The sequence below is a fragment of the Micromonospora sp. DT68 genome (assembly GCF_049847245.1).
GTDB lineage: Bacteria > Actinomycetota > Actinomycetes > Mycobacteriales > Micromonosporaceae > Micromonospora > Micromonospora profundi.
The window spans coordinates 87,039-106,266 of sequence record NZ_JBNCNZ010000014.1; the positions used below are offsets into that span (position 1 = coordinate 87,039).

The 19,228-nt window shown below is 71.0% G+C and carries 21 protein-coding genes; 9 read left to right on the plus strand and 12 right to left on the minus strand.

From position 1 onward, the window contains the following. Window positions 1–12: 12 nt before the first annotated feature. The 3 genes from paaC to paaA are packed head-to-tail and all read right to left on the minus strand — an operon-like array spanning window position 13 to window position 2,086. Entirely contained in the window at window positions 13–738 is a 726-nt protein-coding gene (gene paaC, locus ACPXB1_RS23125; RefSeq protein WP_355588032.1) for a 1,2-phenylacetyl-CoA epoxidase subunit PaaC, read from the minus strand. Next, entirely contained in the window at window positions 735–1,022 is a 288-nt protein-coding gene (gene paaB, locus ACPXB1_RS23130; protein WP_355588030.1) for a 1,2-phenylacetyl-CoA epoxidase subunit PaaB, read from the minus strand. Before paaB ends, paaC begins: the two co-directional genes overlap by 4 nt. Further along, window positions 1,019–2,086, minus strand: a complete 1,068-nt coding sequence (gene paaA, locus ACPXB1_RS23135) for a 1,2-phenylacetyl-CoA epoxidase subunit PaaA (protein ID WP_355627519.1) — start codon at window positions 2,084–2,086, stop codon at window positions 1,019–1,021. Before paaA ends, paaB begins: the two co-directional genes overlap by 4 nt. Window positions 2,087–2,458: 372 nt before the next feature. Here paaA and ACPXB1_RS23140 point away from each other — a divergent pair, with 372 nt between their 5' ends. Both ACPXB1_RS23140 and ACPXB1_RS23145 read left to right on the plus strand, forming a co-directional pair. After that, the gene (locus tag ACPXB1_RS23140) at window positions 2,459–3,442 is read left to right on the plus strand and encodes a hypothetical protein (protein ID WP_355588026.1); all 984 of its coding nucleotides are present in this window, start codon (window positions 2,459–2,461) and stop codon (window positions 3,440–3,442) included. Next, the gene (locus ACPXB1_RS23145) at window positions 3,442–4,401 is read left to right on the plus strand and encodes a hypothetical protein (RefSeq protein WP_355627516.1); all 960 of its coding nucleotides are present in this window, start codon (window positions 3,442–3,444) and stop codon (window positions 4,399–4,401) included. Before ACPXB1_RS23140 ends, ACPXB1_RS23145 begins: the two co-directional genes overlap by 1 nt. A 63-nt stretch (window positions 4,402–4,464) precedes the next feature. Here ACPXB1_RS23145 and ACPXB1_RS23150 read toward each other — a convergent pair whose 3' ends face one another. From ACPXB1_RS23150 to ACPXB1_RS23160, 3 genes are read right to left on the minus strand one after another with little or no spacing between them, the layout of a single operon-like run. Beyond that, window positions 4,465–5,316 (minus strand): menaquinone biosynthetic enzyme MqnA/MqnD family protein, encoded by an 852-nt coding sequence (locus tag ACPXB1_RS23150; RefSeq protein WP_355588022.1) that lies wholly within the window; start codon window positions 5,314–5,316, stop codon window positions 4,465–4,467. Further along, window positions 5,268–6,686, minus strand: a complete 1,419-nt coding sequence (locus ACPXB1_RS23155) for an MFS transporter (RefSeq protein WP_355627514.1) — start codon at window positions 6,684–6,686, stop codon at window positions 5,268–5,270. Before ACPXB1_RS23155 ends, ACPXB1_RS23150 begins: the two co-directional genes overlap by 49 nt. 41 nt (window positions 6,687–6,727) lie before the next feature. Continuing rightward, window positions 6,728–7,306, minus strand: coding sequence for an ArsR/SmtB family transcription factor (locus tag ACPXB1_RS23160; RefSeq protein ID WP_355588018.1), 579 nt, complete (start codon window positions 7,304–7,306; stop codon window positions 6,728–6,730). Between the two features lie 237 nt (window positions 7,307–7,543). Here ACPXB1_RS23160 and ACPXB1_RS23165 point away from each other — a divergent pair, with 237 nt between their 5' ends. Beyond that, window positions 7,544–8,794: an HNH endonuclease signature motif containing protein gene (locus ACPXB1_RS23165; protein ID WP_355627511.1), complete on the plus strand. Its 1,251-nt coding sequence runs from the start codon at window positions 7,544–7,546 to the stop codon at window positions 8,792–8,794. Between the two features lie 379 nt (window positions 8,795–9,173). Further along, window positions 9,174–11,291, plus strand: a complete 2,118-nt coding sequence (locus ACPXB1_RS23170) for a HelD family protein (protein WP_355627508.1) — start codon at window positions 9,174–9,176, stop codon at window positions 11,289–11,291. Here ACPXB1_RS23170 and ACPXB1_RS23175 read toward each other — a convergent pair. The 4 genes from ACPXB1_RS23175 to ACPXB1_RS23190 are packed head-to-tail and all read right to left on the minus strand — an operon-like array spanning window position 11,281 to window position 13,580. After that, window positions 11,281–11,883, minus strand: a complete 603-nt coding sequence (locus tag ACPXB1_RS23175; protein WP_355588013.1) for a hypothetical protein — start codon at window positions 11,881–11,883, stop codon at window positions 11,281–11,283. The two genes, ACPXB1_RS23170 and ACPXB1_RS23175, sit on opposite strands and share 11 nt — an antisense overlap. Before the next feature lie 4 nt (window positions 11,884–11,887). Further along, on the minus strand, window positions 11,888–12,235 hold the full coding sequence (locus ACPXB1_RS23180) for a YbaB/EbfC family nucleoid-associated protein (RefSeq protein WP_355588011.1): 348 nt from the start codon (window positions 12,233–12,235) through the stop codon (window positions 11,888–11,890). A gap of 11 nt (window positions 12,236–12,246) precedes the next feature. Beyond that, window positions 12,247–13,173 carry a WXG100 family type VII secretion target gene (locus ACPXB1_RS23185; protein WP_355588009.1) on the minus strand — a complete coding sequence of 309 codons (927 nt, stop codon included), beginning with the start codon at window positions 13,171–13,173 and terminating at the stop codon, window positions 12,247–12,249. After that, on the minus strand, window positions 13,170–13,580 hold the full coding sequence (locus ACPXB1_RS23190) for a WXG100 family type VII secretion target (RefSeq protein WP_355588007.1): 411 nt from the start codon (window positions 13,578–13,580) through the stop codon (window positions 13,170–13,172). Before ACPXB1_RS23190 ends, ACPXB1_RS23185 begins: the two co-directional genes overlap by 4 nt. A 170-nt stretch (window positions 13,581–13,750) precedes the next feature. On the opposite strand from ACPXB1_RS23190, the gene ACPXB1_RS23195 reads away from it, so the two are divergent. The 5 genes from ACPXB1_RS23195 to ACPXB1_RS23215 all read left to right on the plus strand — a co-directional run bounded on the left by ACPXB1_RS23195 (window position 13,751) and on the right by ACPXB1_RS23215 (window position 17,270). After that, the gene (locus ACPXB1_RS23195) at window positions 13,751–14,389 is read left to right on the plus strand and encodes a transporter (RefSeq protein ID WP_425735769.1); all 639 of its coding nucleotides are present in this window, start codon (window positions 13,751–13,753) and stop codon (window positions 14,387–14,389) included. Next, a complete protein-coding gene (locus ACPXB1_RS23200) occupies window positions 14,386–14,712 on the plus strand; it encodes a transcriptional regulator (RefSeq protein ID WP_355627502.1) in 327 nt (108 codons plus the stop codon). The genes ACPXB1_RS23195 and ACPXB1_RS23200 overlap by 4 nt, the downstream gene beginning before the upstream one ends. Next, the gene (locus tag ACPXB1_RS23205) at window positions 14,709–15,662 is read left to right on the plus strand and encodes an ABC transporter ATP-binding protein (RefSeq protein WP_355627499.1); all 954 of its coding nucleotides are present in this window, start codon (window positions 14,709–14,711) and stop codon (window positions 15,660–15,662) included. Before ACPXB1_RS23200 ends, ACPXB1_RS23205 begins: the two co-directional genes overlap by 4 nt. Before the next feature lie 11 nt (window positions 15,663–15,673). Then, on the plus strand, window positions 15,674–16,411 hold the full coding sequence (locus ACPXB1_RS23210) for an ABC transporter permease (RefSeq protein ID WP_355627496.1): 738 nt from the start codon (window positions 15,674–15,676) through the stop codon (window positions 16,409–16,411). 94 nt (window positions 16,412–16,505) lie between these two features. Beyond that, a complete protein-coding gene (locus ACPXB1_RS23215) occupies window positions 16,506–17,270 on the plus strand; it encodes a VOC family protein (RefSeq protein WP_355627494.1) in 765 nt (254 codons plus the stop codon). Between the two features lie 28 nt (window positions 17,271–17,298). Here the strand turns inward: ACPXB1_RS23215 and ACPXB1_RS23220 are convergent, their stop codons facing one another. Together ACPXB1_RS23220 and ACPXB1_RS23225 are read right to left on the minus strand one after the other, a co-directional pair. Further along, on the minus strand, window positions 17,299–18,114 hold the full coding sequence (locus ACPXB1_RS23220) for an ABC transporter ATP-binding protein (protein ID WP_355627491.1): 816 nt from the start codon (window positions 18,112–18,114) through the stop codon (window positions 17,299–17,301). Further along, on the minus strand, window positions 18,111–19,208 hold the full coding sequence (locus ACPXB1_RS23225; protein WP_355627582.1) for a FecCD family ABC transporter permease: 1,098 nt from the start codon (window positions 19,206–19,208) through the stop codon (window positions 18,111–18,113). Before ACPXB1_RS23225 ends, ACPXB1_RS23220 begins: the two co-directional genes overlap by 4 nt. Window positions 19,209–19,228: the final 20 nt, after the last annotated feature.

Here is a 19,228-nt window from a genome sequence, read left to right on the forward strand (position 1 = left end):
CGCTCCGCGCGCTCACCAGGCCGCCCCCGGGTGAGCGCGGTGCAGCACCTGCATCTCGGCGAGCAGGTAGGACAGGTGCTCGGTGTGCACACCTGCCCGCCCGCCGCCCGGCGCCCAACCGCGCTCCGGCCTGCTGAGCGTCGCCTCGGCCAGCACCGGGCCGACGGTGTCGTCGAACGCCGGCCGCAGCGTGGCCGGGTCGACAGGCGCCGCCGGGTCCGCGACGAACAACTCGTGGGTGTACGGCCAGACGTGGTCGACGGCCGCCTGCATCCGGCGGTGCGACTCCTCGGTGCCGTCACCGAGCCGCTTCACCCACAGGGCGCCGTGGTCCAGGTGGTACGCCGACTCCTTGCGGGCCTTCGCGCCGATCGCGGCCAGCCGCTCGTCCGCGCATCCGGCAAGCGCCGTGTAGAGCGGCACCTGGTACGCGGCCAGGAAGAACAGCTTCGCCATGGTCACCGCGAAGTCGCCGTTTGGCAGCTCGACCAGGAGCACGTTGCGGAACTCGCGGTCGTCGCGCAGGTACGCAAGCGCGTCCTCGTCGCGGCCGGCGCCCTCCAGCTCACCCGCGTACGACAGCAGCAGGCGGGCCGCGCCGAGCTGGTCGAGGGCGATGTTCGCAAGCGCGATGTCCTCTTCCATCTCCGGTGCACGGGTGGTCCACTCGGCAAGTCGCTGCGCCGCGATCAGCGCGTCGTCACCGAGGGCGACTGTGAAGTCGAACGGCCCGTTCACAGGTGGGCCACCCCGTCCGGCACCTCGTAGAAGGTGGGATGGCGGTAGACCTTGTCGGCCGCCGGGTCGAAGAAGGCGTCCTTCTCGTCCGGGCTGGACGCGGTGATCGCGCTCGCCTGCACCACCCAGATCGACACCCCCTCCTGCCTGCGGGTGTAGAGGTCCCGGGCGTTGCGCAGGGCCAACTCGGCATCGGGGGCGTGCAGGCTGCCGACGTGGGTGTGCGACAGCCCGCGCCGCGCCCGTACGAAGACCTCCCACAGCGGCGAGTGTTCGGTGCTCACGCGGCTACCTTCTCCCTCTTCTCCGCCCGCTTGGCGGCGTACGCCGCGGCGGCCTCGCGTACCCATGCGCCGTCGGCGTGTGCGGCTCGGCGGTGCGCCATCCGTTCCCGGTTGCACGGCCCGTCGCCGGAGATCACCCGCATCAGCTCGTCGTAGTCCGGCTGGGTGTAGTCGTACGCCTGCCGTTGCTCGTTCCAGCGCAGGTCGTCGTCGGGGATGCGCAGCCTGAGGACCTCGGCCTGCTGGACGCACATGTCGACGAAGCGCTGCCGCAGGTCGTCGTTCGAGAAGCGCTTGATCTTCCACGCCATCGACTGGGTGGAGTGGGTGGAGTCGCCGTCCGGCGGGCCGAACATCGCAAGCGACGGGTACCACCAGCGGTCCACGGCGTCCTGGGCCATCGCCTGCTGCGCGGGGGTGCCGTGCGCGAGGGTGTGCAGGATCTCGTAGCCCTGACGCTGGTGGAACGACTCCTCCTTGCAGACCCGGATCATCGCTCGCGCGTACGGGCCGTAGGAGCAGCGGCACAGCGGGACCTGGTTGACGATCGCCGCGCCGTCCACCAGCCAGCCGATCACGCCCACGTCGGCCCACGTCAGGGTGGGGTAGTTGAAGATCGAGCTGTACTTCTGCTTTCCGTCGAGCAGCAGTTGCACGAGCTCGTCGCGGCTGATGCCGAGGGTTTCCGCGGCGGCGTAGAGGTAGAGCCCGTGGCCCGCCTCGTCCTGCACCTTTGCCAGCAGGATCGCCTTGCGCTTGAGCGACGGCGCCCGACTGATCCAGTTGCCTTCCGGCTGCATGCCGATGATCTCGGAGTGGGCGTGCTGGGCGATCTGCCGGATCAGCGTCCGGCGGTACGCCTCGGGCATCCAGTCACGCGGCTCGATCTTCTGCTCGGCGTCGACGACCTCGGCGAAGTACGCCGCCAGGTCCTCGTCCGGTGCCGGGCCGCCCCGGCGCTGACGGGCGGCAGCCGCCCGCAGGTCTGCCTCGGCCGCCTCGACCTCACCGAGCAGGCCAGCGCCGGGTGCGTCGTCCGGTACGGAGAAGTCGTTGCCATACATGAGGACAAGTGTTACAGCTTGCGCCCTCATGCACTAGGGGGTGTAACAGGAAACCCGAGTCACCTACCGTCACGGATGGGCACTTTTTGACCACGCATCGCTACGACCCACCTATGACATGAGTCACTGCCGAAACGTGAATCCTCACACAAGACACATATAAGCCTGATTTCCCACGGAAATGGCGTGTCCTCAGGTGTCGAAGTCTGCCGTTCGGCCGGTCCGGACGTAGACTTCTGCCGGTCAACCGATCGGCTGCCACCAATCGCCGGCTCCACAGAGGCCACAGTCCCCCGCGCCTCGGCGAACGCACCGATCGCCCGGACAACAAGCCGGTCCCCCCGGCCCTGACATCTGGAGCTCACCCAAATCATGCGATCCCGCGTGACCATGGTGTTCGCCGTCGTAGCGGTCCTTCTCGGTGGCGTCCTGCTGGTCCCCACCGCGTACGCCCGGCTCTCCAACGGCGACAGCAGCGGAGGTGGCGGTGGTGCCGCCTCCGTCGCCGCGCCCTCGCCCACTCCGCCGCCGCCACCCACGCTGGCCGCTGGCCCGGTGTCGGTGAGCTTCAAGGGCGAGTTCTTCTCGTGGGCCCTGCTGGAGCGGGAGACGGGCAAGATCTCCGGATCGCCCAACATGACGGCGACCAGCTCCACCGAGTCGATGATCAAGGCGTGGATCGTCGCGGACTACCTGCGGCAGCTCGGCGACAAGGAGCCGACCGAAGCTCTCAAGAAGTCATCCGTAATGGCCATCCGGGACAGCAACGACGGAGCTGCCAACAGGGTCTACGCCGCCGCCGGCGGCTCGTACCGGGCGCTGCCGAACGGGCAGCCGGGCCCGGTCATCCAGCGGGCGATCAAGATCTGCGGGCTGACCGACACCAAGCGGGGCAATGTGCCGAAGTACGAGGGCTGGTGGAGTTTCACCCGGATGTCCCCCCGGGACGCCGCCCGGCTCGGCGACTGCATCGCCAGCGGTAAGGCCGCAGGCCCGAAGTGGACCGACTGGGTGCTCAACGAGATGAGCAAGGTTCGCGGCACCACCGCCGACAAGGACCAGCGGGCCGATTCCGGTGGCGGACGTTGGGGGATCATCGACGGCCTGCCAAAGTCGATCACCGCGCAGGGCCCGGTCAGTATGAAGAACGGTTGGACCCGCCTGTACTACGACAACAACTGGCACGTCAACTGCCTTGCTGTCACCGACAAGTGGAGCCTCGCGGTGATGCTGCGCTACCCGGTCAGGTCGAGCCTCGACTACGGCGCGCAGGTCTGCGCCAGCGTGGCCACCCAACTCGTCACCCCGCAGCCGGGCGCCGCGCTGAAGGTGCCACAGCCCGCCGAGGCCCTCTGATGGCCGGGAGCCGCCGGGCGGGCCGCGGGGCGGAAGGTGAGACCTCCCCGTTACGCCTGATCGCCGTCGCGATCATCCTTGTCGCGCTGGTGCTGGTGTCGCTGCGGCTGCTGCCCGGGTCACCGTTCGAGTCGTCCGCCGCCGCCAAGTGGGGTGAATCCGAGGCAAGCAGCGGCCGGTCCACAAGTGGAGCCACCGACCGCAGTGCGCGCCAGCCCGCTTCGCCGTCGACGAGCCCCAGCCCGGCGCTGTCGCCGCTGCCGTTCGCGGCAAAGGACCTCGATCTGGACATCGAGGGCTGGTACGGCTGGAGCGTGCTCGACCGCCGGACCGGGAAGATCATCGGTTCGAAGAACATGGACGAGACGAGTACGACCGCCTCGTTGATCAAGTCGTGGATCGTCGCCGACTACCTTCGCCGGGCCGCCGACGCCGGCCAGACGCCGAGCGACGCGAAACTCGACGACGCCACGCGGATCATCCGGGACAGCGACAACACCCGTGCCGAGCAGTTCTACAACTCGGTCGGCCGGGACGCCTCGATCAAGCGGCTGATCTCCATGTGCAAACTCACCGACAGCAGCGTCGCCCCCGACAAGGGCTGGAGCCGCACGGCTCTGTCCCCCCGCGACACCGCCCGGCTGGGCAACTGCATCGCCACCGGCACCGCCGCCGGTCCCAAATGGACCAAGTGGCTGCTCAACGAGATGAAGCTGGTCCGCGGCGCCGGTGACTTCGGCATCCGCAAGGCGTTCCCGGCGGCCAAGCAGAAGCAGATCGCCATCAAGAACGGGTGGATCGACAGGACCCGCGAGCAGCAGATGCACATCAACTGCCTGGCCATCGGCGACACCTGGACGATGGGCGTGATGGTCAAGTACCCGATCGACATGGGCTACGACTACGGCATGAAGAACTGCGAGAAGATCACCGAGGCGCTGCTCAGCCCCGGCACCTGACCCGCCGGCGGGTCGGTTGTGCAGTCCGGCCTGGTCGCTTGGTGCGGTGGGCTTCGCGGCAGTTCAGCTGGCGAAGAACTCCGGGCCGTCGACAGGCAGCGCCGGCACCTCGCCGATCGCGGCGGCGCGCCTGGCGAACTCCCGCAGCCCGGCGACCTGCCGGTCACCGAGCGAGAAGTCCAAGGTCCGGAAGTACGTCGCCAGTGTCGCGGCGTCGAACGTCTCCCACCGAGCCGCCGCCTCGGCGACCTGGTCCAACTCGGCCAGGCAGAGGTCACGCGACCGTAGGAACGCCTCGTGCACCTCCTTGACCATGCCTGGGTGCGCGGCGGCGAAGTCCCGGCGTACCGCCCAGACGGCGAAGACCATCGGCAGCCCGCTCCACTCCCGCCACGCCTGCCCGAGGTCGGTGACGGTGACGCCCCGCTGCGGCGCCTCGTGGAGCGCCCGCAGCGCCACGTCGCCGATCAGCACGCCTGCGTCGGCCTCCAGCAGCATCTGGGTCAGGTCCGGCGGGCAGCGGAAGTAGTCGGGGCGTACGTTGTAGCGCTCGGCGAGCAGCAGCTGTGCCAGCATCACACCGGTCCGCGAGGTCGAGCCGAGCGCCACCCGCGCGCCGTCCAGCTCGGCGAGAGGTCGGGTCGAGACCACGTTCACCGAGAGCACCGGCCCGTCACTGCCCACGGCCAGGTCCGGCAGGAGCAGCAACTCGTCGGCGTGCCGCAGGTACTCCACCAGCGAGATCGGCCCGATGTCCAGGTCACCGGCGACAAGCGCGGCATTCAACCGGTCGGGCGAATCCTTGTGCAGGTCCACGTCGAGCAGGGCACCGGAGCGCATCAGACCCCAGTAGATCGGCAGGCAGTTCAGGAACTGGATGTGCCCGACCCGCGGGCGTGCGATGCGCTCAGCCATGACCCGACCGTATCCCCGCCGCCCGGCTCCGGCTCGGCGGGCCGGCCCAGAGTGGCCAACCCCGCATCGTCCGCGCACTGCGACGGCAGGTCGGTCTGACTCTCCCGGCCCTCGATCGACGGACGGCGTACCGCCCGGGCGACGACCGGCACGAAAGCCAGCGCCACCAGGAGCCCGGCCGCACCGGCCGCAGCGATCAACGGCCGGGGCGAAACGACAGTGAGCAGCAGGCCACCGAGCAGGTAGCCGATCATCGAGCCGCCCTGCACCGCCGCGCCGTAACTGGCGTACGCACGGGCGCGCATCGCCTCCGGCGCCCGGCGGGCGGTGAGGAGGTTGGCGAACACGTTCTGGGCGCCGTTCGCAGCGCCCGCCACCAGCCAGAGCGGCACCAGCAGGGTCGCCGTCGGCACCGTGGACGCCAGCAGCACCATGAGGCTGCACCCGGCCAACGTGACAAGCACGCCACGTACCAGCCAGCCGTCGTCGTCGTCGAGCCGTCGTACGAGCCGGGCCGCGAACCAGCCGCCGGGCAGCAGGCCGGCCATCCAGGCGGCCCCGACCAGGCCGTACATCGTGGCGGAGCCGTTCAGCGTCTCCCGGATGAAGAAGACCTCGATCACGTTGATGCCGCCGATCGCCGTGATCACCACGGCGATACACACCACCATGACGACCATCAGCGGGTCCCGGCGGAACCGCCACCCCTCGGCCGTACCCGTAGTCGTCTTGGCAGCCTGCGGCACGGCTTGGACCTGCGGGGTTGGCAGTTCGGTCGTGGTGGCGGTGGCTGGCCGACCACCCCGCCGGGTCCGCAGCAGCAGGCCGGCGACCACAAGCGCCAGGTAGGTCGCGGCGTCGAAAAGCAGCGGTACGCGGGTGCCGAACTGCCCCACCAGCAGCCCGGCCAACACCGGACCGCCGAGCGCGCCGAGGGACACGGCTGTCTGCGTGATGGCGCTCGCCCGGGGCAGGTCACCCGGGCGGACCATGGCCGGGAGCAGCGCCGCCAGGCAGGGCTGAGTCACCGCGAGCCCACAGGCGAGCAGCGCGACCAGCCCGATGACCAGTACCGGGTGGGTGGCGATGGCGAGCATCGTGCAGATCGCGGCCTGGGCCAGCCCGACGGTCACCAGCAGGGTACGGCTGTCCACCCGGTCGGCGAGCCGACCAGCGAGCGGTGCCAGCACCACCAGCGGGAGGGTGGCCGCGAGCAACAGCCCCGAGACGGCGAGCCCACCGGCACCGGCATTCTGCAGGGCCAGCGCGAGAGCGGTGGCCGCGAGGAAGTCGCCGCAGATCGTGGTGCCCCGAGCCGTGGCCGCCAACCAGACGTCTGCCCAGCGCGACTCACCAGTTGTGAAGGCCATACTTCGAAAATAATCCTTCACAACTGGTTGGCACAACCCCCTCAGGCCAGCGGCACCACCCGGTACTGCACCGCCACGGAACGAGCACCCTCCGGCGGATCGGCACGCCGACGCGGGTGGTACGGCCTGAACAGCGCCAGAACGGCCTCGTTCAACTCCGCCAGTTCGTCCGCCGATATCAGGAGCAGCGTGTCGTTGAACAGCGCAACGTCGTACCACTCGGCGGGCTCGTCCCCGGCGCGCCGCAACCAGTCCCGGGTCCGCTCCATGGCCCGCACAGCGTGCGCCTCCACAAGCGCCTGCTCCGCAGCCCGCGCCTCGGGCCCGGCCTCGCGGCCCGCGTCGACCATCACACTGGCGTTCACCGAACGCCAGACCCGCTCGCGCGCATCCCCCCGGCTCGGCGCCTGCTCCACAAGGCCGAACTTTGCCAGCGCCCGCAGGTGATAACTGGTCGCGCTCGGCGACAGCCCGACGATCTCCGCGCACTCGGTGGCGGTTCCGCCACCGTCACGGCTGCTCAGATACTCCATGATCGCGATCCGGGCCGGGTGGGCGAGCGCCCGCATCACCTGCGGGTCGCTGATCATTCGACGCGGTTCGGGACGGGCCTCGGTCATGTGCCCATGATCCCGTCCGACCACCCGACCCGCCATCACCCCCGCACCCCGCCCGCACCTCCGGCGTCCACAGTCCTTCGCTGAATGGCGCCAGCCAGCGACAGCGACGGCCGAAAGCGGCGCAGCCGGAGGACCTGGCCGCGGTCGGCCCGCCGGCAATTTCCGGGCGGGCGAGGCGGACCCCAACCTGGCCGAACGAGGCACGAAACTGTCGTACATGTGTTCTATGTTGTCTTCATGTTGGAGGCGTTGTCGCAGGCGAGCGGTGCCGCCGACGACTGCGCGTCGGCCTCCCTGTGGGCGCTGTCCGACGCCGAGTTGCTCGCGTCGCTCGATGCGGCGCACGCGGCGTCGCAGCGGCTGGCAGCCGTCGTGCTGGGTCTGGTGCGCGAGTTGGACGCCCGTGGCCTGGCCCTCACCGAAGGCGCGACGTCCACCGCGGTCTGGGTGCGGGACCGACTCCGGCTCTCCGGTCGGTCCGCCCGCCAGCTCGTCCAGCTCGCCGCCACTCTCGACGCCGCGCCGACAGCGGTCCGCAACGCCCTGCACGACGGCACCATCACGGTCGAGCAGGGCCGTGTCGTGGCGGAGACCGTCGCAGCCCTTCCCGTCGAGGCAGGGCCGGAGGTGACCGACAAGGCCACCCATCTGCTGATCGCGTGGGCCGACAGGTTCGATCCGGCCACCCTGAGCCGTCTCGGGGAGCGCGTTCTCGCCCATGTCGCGCCCGATCTGGCCGACCAGGCTGAGCTGGCCGCCCTCGACCGGGCAGCCGCGCGGGCCGAAACCCGCCGACACGTCACCCTCTCCGACCAACAGGACGGACAGGTACGCCTCAGCGGCAGCCTCGACACCGAAACAGCGAGCCTGCTGCGCGAGGCGATCGATCCGCTGTGCGCCTCGGCAGGCGCACACGATGGCCGCAGTCCCGGCGAGCTTCGGGCGGACGCGCTCGGCGAGATCTGTCGGCTGGCGCTGCGCACCGGCAACCTGCCCGACAACGGCGGCGACCGACCGCAACTCGTGGTGACCGTTTCGCTGGACGCGCTGGTAAACGGCGTACGCGCCGGCACGCTGGAGTCAGGCGCGCGCCTCACCCCGGGCGCGATCCGCCGGCTCGCCTGCGACGCCGCAGTTCTGCCGGCCGTGCTTGGCGGCGACAGCCAGATCCTTGACGTCGGGCGTCAGCGCCGCCTCTTCACCGGGCCGCTGCGTCGCGCGCTGGTGCTGCGCGACGGCGGCTGCGCGTTTCCCGGCTGCGACCGGCCGCCCCGATGGTGCGACGGCCACCATGTTCACCACTGGGCCGACGGTGGGACGACAGCGTTGGGTAACGCGGTTCTGCTCTGCGGCCACCACCACCGGCTCCTCCATCATGGCGACTGGGCGGTCCGCATCGCACCCGACGGCAGGCCCGAATTCCTCCCACCTCGCTGGCTCGATCCGCTCCGCGTCCCACGACGAAACCTCTACCACCGCCGCTGCTGAGAGCCGAGAGCAACCGGATATCCAGACCCCGACCTGGGCGGACGACCCAACAGCTGACGTTCGCCGCCCTGCCACCGCGGCGCCTCGCCTCGCGACGCCTCGCCTCGCCTCGCCATGCCACGCGACACCTCGCCACGTCACGCCTCTCCACGCCTCTCCACGCCTCGCGACGCCTCGCCACGCCTCGCCACGCCACGCCGCCTCTTCCGGGTGGTGGCATCGGTAATTCGGTGGAAGGGCGTGGCTCGGGAGCGTAGGGTTGCAGCCCGCTTGACGGCCGAGGTGAGCTGCACCGGAACGGACGTCGCCGCGCCGGGCGGCCGGCCATCCGCCCCCGGACACGCGAGCGAGCAGCAGATGTGAACGATGGGACGTCAGCATGCCCGCACCCGACCTCGACACCGACGTAAACACCCGCCTCGACACGGACCTGGCCGCCGAGCGCGCGCACCTCGCCACGTCCCGGGCCGCACTCGCACGGATGCGGCAACGCGCCGAATCCCTCTTCGCGACGGGTGACCAGGTGGCCGGCGACGCCTACGCGGCGGAGACACTCGGTCGTACGCTGGCCCGCCGGGTCGCCGAGCTGGCCGACGATCCGACCACACCACTCTTCTTCGGCCGCCTCGACTTCGCCGACGTTCCGGACCACGAAGCCACGAACAGCGACGACACCAGCAGCGGCGATCATGGCGGCAGGCGGTATCACGTCGGGCGGCGGCATGTCACCGACGAGGGCGGCGAGCCGCTGGTGCTGGACTGGCGGGCACCGGTTTCCCGGTCGTTCTACCGGGCCAGTGCGCGCGACCCGCAGGGGGTGGCGGTCCGGCGGCGGTTCGGGTTCAGCAACGGGATGCTCACCAGCTTCGAGGACGAGCGGCTGGACCGGGGCGAGGAGTTGGGTACGACAAGCCGGATCCTCACCGCCGAGATCGAGCGGCCGCGCGTCGGGCCGATGCGGGACATCGTCGCCACCATCCAGCCCGAGCAGGACGAACTGGTCCGCGCCGATCTGGCCGACTCGATCTGTGTGCAGGGCGCTCCCGGCACCGGCAAGACGGCCGTCGGCCTGCACCGGGCCGCGTACCTGCTCTATCTGCACCGCGATCGGCTGCGGCGGGCCGGCGTGCTGATCGTGGGGCCGAACCGGGCGTTCCTGTCGTACATCGCGGCGGTGCTGCCGGCGCTCGGCGAGGTCGAGGTCGAGCAGGCCACCGTCGAGGAATTGATCGCGCGGGTGCAGGTCCGGGCTGTCGAGGCGCCTGCGGTCGCCGCGCTCAAGCACGACGCGCGGATGGCCGACGTGCTGCGCCGCGCGGTACAGGCGCACATCGGCACGCCCATCGACTCGATAACGGTGTCCGACGGTTCGTTCCGGTGGCGGATCGGGCTGGAGCCGCTGCACCGGATCGTCGAGGAGACCCGCCGGGAAGGGCTGCCGCACGGCACGGGCCGCGAGCGGGTCCGGGCGCGGGTGGTGAGTCTGCTGCAACGGCAGGCCGAGGCGCGGCGGGCCGAGTCGCCGAGCGACGCGTGGCTGCGCCGGATGAGCCGCTGCCGACCGGTTGTCGACTTCCTCGACGCGGTCTGGCCGGCGCTCACCTCGGAAGGGCTTGTGCACAGCCTGTTCTCCGATCCTGCTCGACTCGCCGCCGCCGCGGACGGCCTGCTCACCGACGCCGAGCAGGCGCTGCTGACCTGGGTGAAGCCGCCCCGTACCGCGAAGGCGACCCGCTGGACCGCCGCGGACGCCGTGCTGATCGACGAGGCGTCGGGGTTGCTGGAGCGGGCCTCCGGGTTCGGGCACGTGGTGGTTGACGAGGCGCAGGACCTCTCCCCGATGCAGTGTCGGGCCATCGCCCGGCGCAGCGAGCACGGCTCGGTCACCCTCCTCGGCGACCTGGCCCAGGGCACCGCGCCGTGGGCGGCCACCGATTGGCGGGAGTCCCTGGCCCACCTGGGCAAACCCGACGCGGCAGTGGTCCCGTTGACTGTCGGTTTCCGGGTGCCCGCCGCGGTGGTGGCGTTCGCCAACCTGCTGCTGCCGGCGCTGGCAGTGAACGTACCGGCGGCTGAGTCACTGCGTCGCGACGGCGGCCTGGATGTGCGTACCGTGGCCGATCTGACCACCGCGACGGTGGCCGAGGTGCGGGCGGCGCTCGCGCACGACGGCTCGGTCGGGGTGATCGCCGCGGACGATGCTGTCGACGCGCTGCGCGCGGCGCTTGCCGCCGACGGCGTCGCCACCGCGACCGCCGACGACGTCACGACCGCGGAGCGGGTCACTGTGGTGCCCGCGACGCTTGTCAAAGGCCTGGAGTACGACCACGTGGTGGTGGTCGAGCCCGCCGCGATCGTCGCAGCCGAGCCACGCGGGCTGCACCGGTTGTACGTGGTGCTGACCCGCGCGGTGTCCCGGCTCTCGGTGCTGCACAGCGAACCACTGCCAGCGCCGCTGCGGACGGCACCACGGCAAGCGGCACAGGTCAGCGGGTGAGCGCTGCGGCTATCTCGCGCAGGGGCTTGCCGGGCTCGGCGATGGGCACGGTGAAGGCCAGCCACGAGCCGTCGGCGAAATCGATCCGAAGTCGCTTCGGGTTGAGCCGGTGCCAGCCGACCCGCGCGCCGGCAACCGCTGCCCGGGGCGTCGACCACACGATCCGGGTTTCGGCCACCGCCCGTTCGTCGTCGGCGCTGCTCGACCAGAGCTTCAGCGGCCCGGACGCGCACACCAGCAGCCGCCGGTCGGTGACGGCGAGGATGGTGGCCTCGACGGTGACCGCCGGGGGCACCGGCCGCCGGGAGTGTTGCAGCGTGGAGGCGGACGAGCCGGGCGCGCCCCGGCCTGCGATCCCGTAGGCGACGCGGTCGACGAGCCGGTCCCCCGCCGGAAAGGAGAGCAGTGGCGAGAGCAGGTTGAGCAGGGCCCCGGAGACTCCACCCCCACCGCTGGAGCTGACCTGATGCTCCTCGACCGGCGGGTCGTGGGGCAGTGCGCCCTGGGCGATACGCGCCTTCGCGACAGCGAGCAACCGCTCGTCCGGCTCGACGAGTTGGGTCAGCCGTTCCTGGTAACTGGTGTCGGCCATCAGCTCAGTATGTGTCCGGGCGGTCCTCGGCCGCTTTTCTGGCGCCGGGCGCGTCGCCGATCACCTCGCCCACGAGCTCGCTCACCCGGGCGGCGGCCGCCTCCTGCGCGCGGGCAGCGGCGGCGGTGAACTCCTCCGCCAGCGTGTACGAGTCGAGGCGCATGGCCCGCGCGTCGATCTCGGTCGACATGATCGTGCCGTCTGCGGCGGCGGTGACGCGGACCAACCCGGAGTCGCTCGTCCCCTCGGCGTTGCTCTGCTCGATCTCGGCCATCTTGCGGGCCAGCTCACGTTGCCAGCCGTCCAGGTTGCGGGCCAGCGCCTCGATGCGGTCCAGACCGGGAAAGGTCATGTCGGGGCCTCTCAGGTCAGGATTGAGTCGAAGACATTCTGCACACCCTTGGCGTACGGGCCTAGATCATCTCTGTACGTGCCGTCCACAAGGTAGTTGCGGTCCTTGGTGCCGTCGGAGATGTCGTGCAGGCCGACGCCGGTGTCCAACACGGCACCGCCGATGCCGGGGATGTTCACAGGGGACACCTGGTTGACGAGGAACTTACCGGGAAAGAGCGTCTTGAATTTCTCGATCTGGAACGCCCGTGCCTCGGCCGTCCAGCCGGACTTGTTCCACGCCCGGTACGCCTTCTTCGCCTCGCGGACCTTCAGCACCGTTCCGCGGTACGTCATCAGCAGCTCGGCGACCTTCTGCATCTTGGCGGCGAGCTTCGTCAGGATCTCGGCGAACCGCGCGACGATCTTGACCATCCGGCCGACGGTGGTGGCGAGCTTGCTCAGCACCCGCACGACCGTCGCCGCGAGCGAGATGCCCGCGCTGAGCGCCGCAGCCACCGCCGCGATGATCACTTCGGTGAGGAACCAGAGCAGGAACTCGAGGATCAGCTCGACAAGCAGGTTGAACGCGTCGACCGCCGCGTTGGCCGCGTCGACGAGCACCTCCTTGGTGCCGTCCAGCCCACGGGCCAGGTCCTCGATCGCCTCCTCCACCGACTCCATCGAGGCGTTGAAGCTCTCGGCGGCGTCGCCCTTCCAGGAACCACGCAGGCGAGCCCGCTGCTGCACCTGCTCATCGGCGATCTCGCGGACCGCAGCTCCGACGGTCAGGCAGCGCTCAGCAGCGCGCATCAGGTCGTCCGGTTCGCCGGCGACGAGTTCGAGCAACTGCTCGAAGGGCCACAACACCGCGTTCGACAGCGGCTTGAACGGGTCGGGCGTACCGGAGACGATCTGCTCGAAGTAGGTCTTGTTGCGGTGCAACGCCTCGGTGCTCACAACGGCACCTGCCCACTGGCGCCAGCGCCGCCGGGCGAGGAGGGGCCCGGCGACCAGGGGCCGGGCGCCAGGACATCGGGCGCGGCCGGACGCCCCGGCACGAACAGGTCGGTGTTTGCCACATCGGAGCCGGTGTAGGCGTCGGCGGTATCGGTAAGCCCTTCGGCGATGTCCGCCATGACGTCGGCGCCGTCGGCCAGCCCTTGCAGGCACGCCTCAAACTGCTCGGCGTACGTCGCCGAGAGGCTGAACGACGCAGGCATCACGCCGAAGGCGTGTCGTGGCACGTGTCCGTCACCGAACGAGCGGTGCAGCTCGCGGAAGCGGGCCGCCCGGTCGGTGGAAGCCGACGCGAACGCCTTCAGGGCTTCCGGATCGACCTCCGTCTCATTGCTCGGGCTCGACACGGACCCTCCCCTGTGTCCTGTGCGACCAATCAGTCGCCACGGCATCCCACCATAGGCACCCCGCGCCGCTGCCGGTGCCCCGGCATCGATTCAGAACACCGGCAAGACCTCCAGAAACGCCATCACCTGCGGGAAACCGGACCTTGACTTTGCGGCGTAAAGTAGTTTGCGTGGAACCCAACGATGACCTGCCACCCTCCGACGCGGCAGCCGCACTCCAGCTGATCCGTGACCAGCAGGCGGCCACCGCACGTCGGCTGGAGCCGGACGCCCGACTGGTCTACTGGCCGTGGGGTGTGGCCTGGCTGATCGGCTTCGGGCTGTTCTTCCTGCGCTTCGCACCCGATGGTCGGGTGCTGGTCCGGCTACCGGACTGGCTTCCGTTGACCGTCCTGTTCGTCCTGCTCGCGGCTGCCGCAGCGGTCCAGGCGGTCGCTGGCGCGCGGGCGTACGGGCAGGTAAGTGGCGACTCAGCGGTGCGCGGGCGCTGGTACGGCATCGCCTGGGCCCTGGGGTCGGTGAGCGTGTACGCGGCGGTCGGCCGGATCTCCGAGCACCTGCCAGCCGACCAGGCCAGCCTGCTCTGGTCGGCGACCGCGGTCGGCCTGACCGGCGCCCTGCACATGGCCGGCGGAGCCATCTGGCTGGACCGGGACCTGTTCCGGCTGGGCGCCTGGATCAGCGTGATCAACGTGGTCGGCACGATCGCCGGGCCGAGCTGGCACGCGCTGGTCATCGCGGTGGCCGGCGGCGGCGGAATCCTGGCCGCCGGAGCGGTCGCCCGACGACGACAGCGACACCGGTCGTGACCGAACTCGACCCGGTCATCCACGCGCAGGCGCGACTGCGGGTGGTCGCCACCCTCTCGACGCTCAACGACGGTGACCGGATCGCCTTCCCCCGCTTGCAGGATCTGCTCGCCATGACGGCCGGCAACCTCTCCGTACACCTGCGCAAGTTGGAGGACGCCGGCTACGTGGATGTCACAAAGACCCACCGTGGACGCACCCCTACCACGCTGATCCGCCTCAGCAGACGCGGCCGGCTGGCGTTCGAGGAGTACACGGAGGCCATCCGCACCCTGCTCGACCCCACCCAGCTCGATCCGACACCGTCGAAGGAGCAACCATGACACTCGCACGCGCCGACCAGGCCAGCCGCCGGTACGGCGACGTCCTCGCTCTCGACCGGGTCGACCTGGAGGTCCGAGCAGGTGAGCTCGTCGGTCTGCTCGGCCCCAACGGCGCCGGCAAGAGCACCCTCATGAACCTGCTTGTCGGCCTGCGTCGCCCCACCTCCGGCCGGGTCGAGCTGTTCGGCCGCGACCCCCGCGACCCTGCCTCCCGTCGACAGATCGGCGTCACCCCGCAGGAGACCGGCCTACCGGGCACGCTGCGCGTCGGCGAGGTCGTCGACTTCGTCTCCGCGCACTACCCGGACCCCGTGCCCCGGGGCGAACTCCTCGACCGTTTCGGCCTGGGCGACCTCACCCGGCGGCAGACCGGTGGGCTCTCCGGTGGGCAGCGACGCCGGCTGGCGGTGGCGTTGGCGTTCGTGGGCCGGCCCCGGCTCGTGCTGCTCGACGAGCCGACCACCGGCCTGGACGTGTCCGCCCGGCACACACTCTGGGACGCGATCCGGGCGTTCCACGACGACGGCGGGACCGTCCTGTTGAGCAGCCACTACCTGGAGGAGGTGGAGGCGCTGGCCCGCCGTGTGGTGGTGATCGGGCAGGGCCGGGTGCTCGCCGACGACACGGTGGAGGCCGTACGCGGCATCGTCGGCGTACGCCGGGTCAGCCTGGTCGCCGATGCGCTGCCCGAGCTGCCCGGTGTGGTCCGCACCGAACGGATCGACAGCCGGCTGCACCTGCTCACCACCGACGCCGACGAGTTGGTCCGGGCGCTTGTCACCTCCGGTGCCGCCTTCACCGACCTTGAGGTGCGGCCGACCTCGCTGGAGGAGGCGTTCCTCGCCATCACCGGCACCGACCAGCGCGCCGCCGAAAGCCAGACCAGCAATGCCGCCACCGGCGGCCAGACCACCACCGCCGCTGCCGGCGGCCGACCCACAGCCGTTTGAGGAGGCGCACCGTGCAGCTCGCCCTGGTCCACGCCCGCTACCAACTTCTGGAGATCATCCGGATTCCGGTGGCCGTCTTCGGCAGCGCCTTCTTCCCGGCCGCCGCCATGATCTTCTTTGTGGTGCCGTTCGCCGGGAACGATCCGGTCGGCGCCACGTTCGCCACCGCGTCGATGGTGACGTTCTCGGTGATGAGCGCCAACATCTTCCAGTACGGCGTCGGGGTCGCCGAGGACCGCGACCAGCCGTGGAATCCGTACACCCGGACCCTGCCCGCCGGGTCGGCACCCCGGTTCGCCGGTCGGGTGCTGGCCGGTCTGGCTCTGACGTACCTGTCGCTGATCCCGGTCGTGGTGATCGGCGCGACCCTTACCGCGGCCCGGATCACCCCGTTGGCGTTCCTGCTGGCCGCCCTCACAGTGGGCCTCATCTCGGTGCCGTTCACCCTCATGGGGCTCGCCATCGGCTACTCGCTGCCGAGCAAGGCAGCCATCGTGGTGGCGCAGGTCGTCTTCCTGCCGCTGGCGTTCGGCGGTGGGCTGCTGTCCGCACCGGGCGACGCGCCCGGGTTCATCGAGACGGTCGCGCCGTTCCTGCCCACCCGGGGAGCGGCCGAGCTGATGTGGTCGGCGGTCGGCGACTACACGGTCCAGCCACTGGCGCTGATCATGCTCGGTGTCTGGGTGGTGCTGCTCGCGGCGCTCGCCGGCTGGGCGTACCGGCGGGACGAGGGTCGCCGGTTCAGCTGACGATTCGTCCGTTTCCGCCCCGAGCCGCAGCGGGACGGTGCCAGGATTCCGGCAGGGGGCCGTCGTGGTCACCCCGGCTGAGAGGGGTCTTGACGTGAGCACCGTCCCGCCGGGTACGCCCTGCTGGGCCGACCTGGCCACCCCGGACCTGGCCGACGCGCGGCGGTTCTACCCCGAGCTGTTCGGCTGGACCGGGCGGGTGACACCCGAGCCCGAGGCTGGTGGCTACACAGTCTTCCTGCTCGACGGGCAGCCGGTCGCCGGAGTGGGACCTCCCGCGATCCCCGACCAGGTGCCGATCTGGTCGACGTACCTCGCCACCGACGACGCGGAACTCGTCGCCGGCCGCGTCGAGCGGGCCGGCGGGCAGGTCGTGGTGCCGCCGTTCGAGGTCTTCGACCGTGGGCGGATGGCGGTGTTCGCCGACCCGGCGGGCGCCACGTTCAGCGTCTGGCAACCACTGGCGATGCCCGGCGCGGAGGTGTTCAACGTGCCCGGCGCGATGAGCTGGAACGAGCTGGTCACCCCCGACCCGGAGGGTGCGAAGGTCTTCTACGAGCTGGTGTTCGGCTGGCAGCCGGACGAGCAGCCGATCGGCGGCATGACGTACACCGGGTGGCGGCTGGGCGCGCGGATCGTCGCCGGGATGATGCCGCCGTTCGCCGACGACTTCCCGGCCGACCTGCCCGCGTACTGGACCGTGTATTTCGCCGTTGCCGACGCGGACGCCGCAGCGGCCCGCGCCGCCGAGCTGGGCGGGACCATCCTCGTCCCACCGCGCGACATCCCGACCGGCCGGTTCGCCTCCCTGCGCGACCCCCAGGGCGCGCTCTTCTCCGTCATCGACCTCGGCCCCTGACCAGCCCTGCGCTCGACACCCGGGAGGGTCAGGGGGTGGGACGGGGGCGGACGGGGACCACAAGGGGGCCGTGGGTGCCGGGGACGACGCGGACGCTGGCCCGGTAGTGGGTGGCGAGGAGGTGTTCGGTAAGCACCTCCCGAGGTGTGCCCGTCGCCACCACCTGACCGTCGGCGAGCATCACCATCCGGTCGGCGTACTCGCCGGCCAGGGAGAGATCGTGCATGGTGGCCAGCACTGTCAGGCCGTGCGCGTGGCGGAGTTGGTCGACGAGTTCCAGCACCTCCTGCTGGTGGCCGATGTCCAGCGCGCTCGTCGGCTCGTCGAGCAGCAGCAGGGTCGCGCCCTGGGCGAGCGCCCGCGCGAGGAAGACCCGCTGCCGTTCGCCGCCGGAGAGGGTTGCCAACTCGCGGTTGTGGAAGCCTGCAAGGTCCAGCCGGTCCAGCACCTCGTGGGCGGCCTCCACGTCCGCGGCCGACTCCCGACCCAGCGGCGAGATGTACGGGGTACGGCCGAGCAGCACGTAGTCCAGCACCGGCATGCCGGGTGGCACCACCGGGGACTGCGTCACGGTGGCCACCACCCGGGCGCGGTCCCTGCGGCGCAGCGCGGCGCTTGGCGTACCGAACAGGGTGATCATGCCCGGCGCGGGCAGCAGGCCGCCGACGGCGCGCAACAGAGTCGATTTGCCGGCGCCGTTCGGGCCGATGACGGTGACCCACTCGCCTGCGGCGACGGTCAGGTCGACTCCGGTGAGGATTGGGGTGCCGTCCAGGCTGACGTGCAGCTCCCGCACCTCGACGGCCGGCACGCCGGACTGCCGGGGAGCGGGCACGGCGCTCATGTGAGCACCCGCCGGGCGGTGCGCAACACGAGGACGAAGAACGGGCCGCCGAGCAGGGCGGTGACCACCCCGATGGGCACCTCGGCCGGCGCGGCGGCGGTGCGGGCCACCACATCGGTCAGGGCCAGGAAGGCTGCGCCGAACAGCATCGACAGTGGCAGGATCACCCGGTAGCTCGACCCGAAGAGCAGCCGAACGGTGTGCGGAACGATGATGCCGACGAAGCCGATCAGGCCGGTCGCGGAGACCGCCGCGGCGGTGCCGAGCGAGGCGGCGGCGATCAGCAAGTAGCGGGAACGCTGCGGGTGCAGGCCGAGGCTGCGCGCCTCGTCGTCGCCGACCGCGAGGACGTCCAGCTCGCGGCGGTGCAGCAACACGACCACGATGGTCAGGGCGGCGTACGGCAGCACCAGCAGCACGTCGTGCCAGCCGGCGGTTGCCAGCCGGCCCAGCAGCCAGGAGTAGACCGACTGGATGGTGTCGGCGTGCCGTTGCAGCAGGTACGTCTGCCCGGCGGAGAGGAACGCGGAGACCGCCACCCCGGCCAGGATCAGCATCGCCGGGGACCGGCTCCGCCCACCGGCCGCGCCCAGCAGGTAGGTCATCGTCACGGCGAGCAGCGACCCGACGAACGCGGCAAGCGGGATGGTCAGCGGCAGCCCGGAGATCGCGCCCTGCCGCCCGGCGCCGCCGAGGGCGATCACCGCGGTGACCGCGAGGCCCGCGCCGGCGGCCACCCCGAGCAGGTACGGGTCGGCGAGCGGGTTGCGGAACACGCCCTGGTAGCAGCCGCCGGCGAGGGCGAGCAGGCCACCGACGAGCAGGCCCAGCACGACCCGGGGCAGCCGTAGCTCGGTGACGATGGCGATTTCCCGCTCGCTCAACCCGCTCTCCAGGTGCACCCCGGGGATCAGGTTGATCAGCTCGGCGGCGACGCTTCCCGGCGGCAGGCTGACCGGGCCGAGCGACACTCCGGCGACGAGCGCGACGAGCACCGCGAACACCCCGGCGACCAGCCAGCGTTTGCGCAGGCCGGCGGGCCGGGACGCGAGCTGCGTCCCGGTCCGCCGGGTGGTTGGTGCCGGGGTGGACACCGTCGGTGCTCCGGTCACCG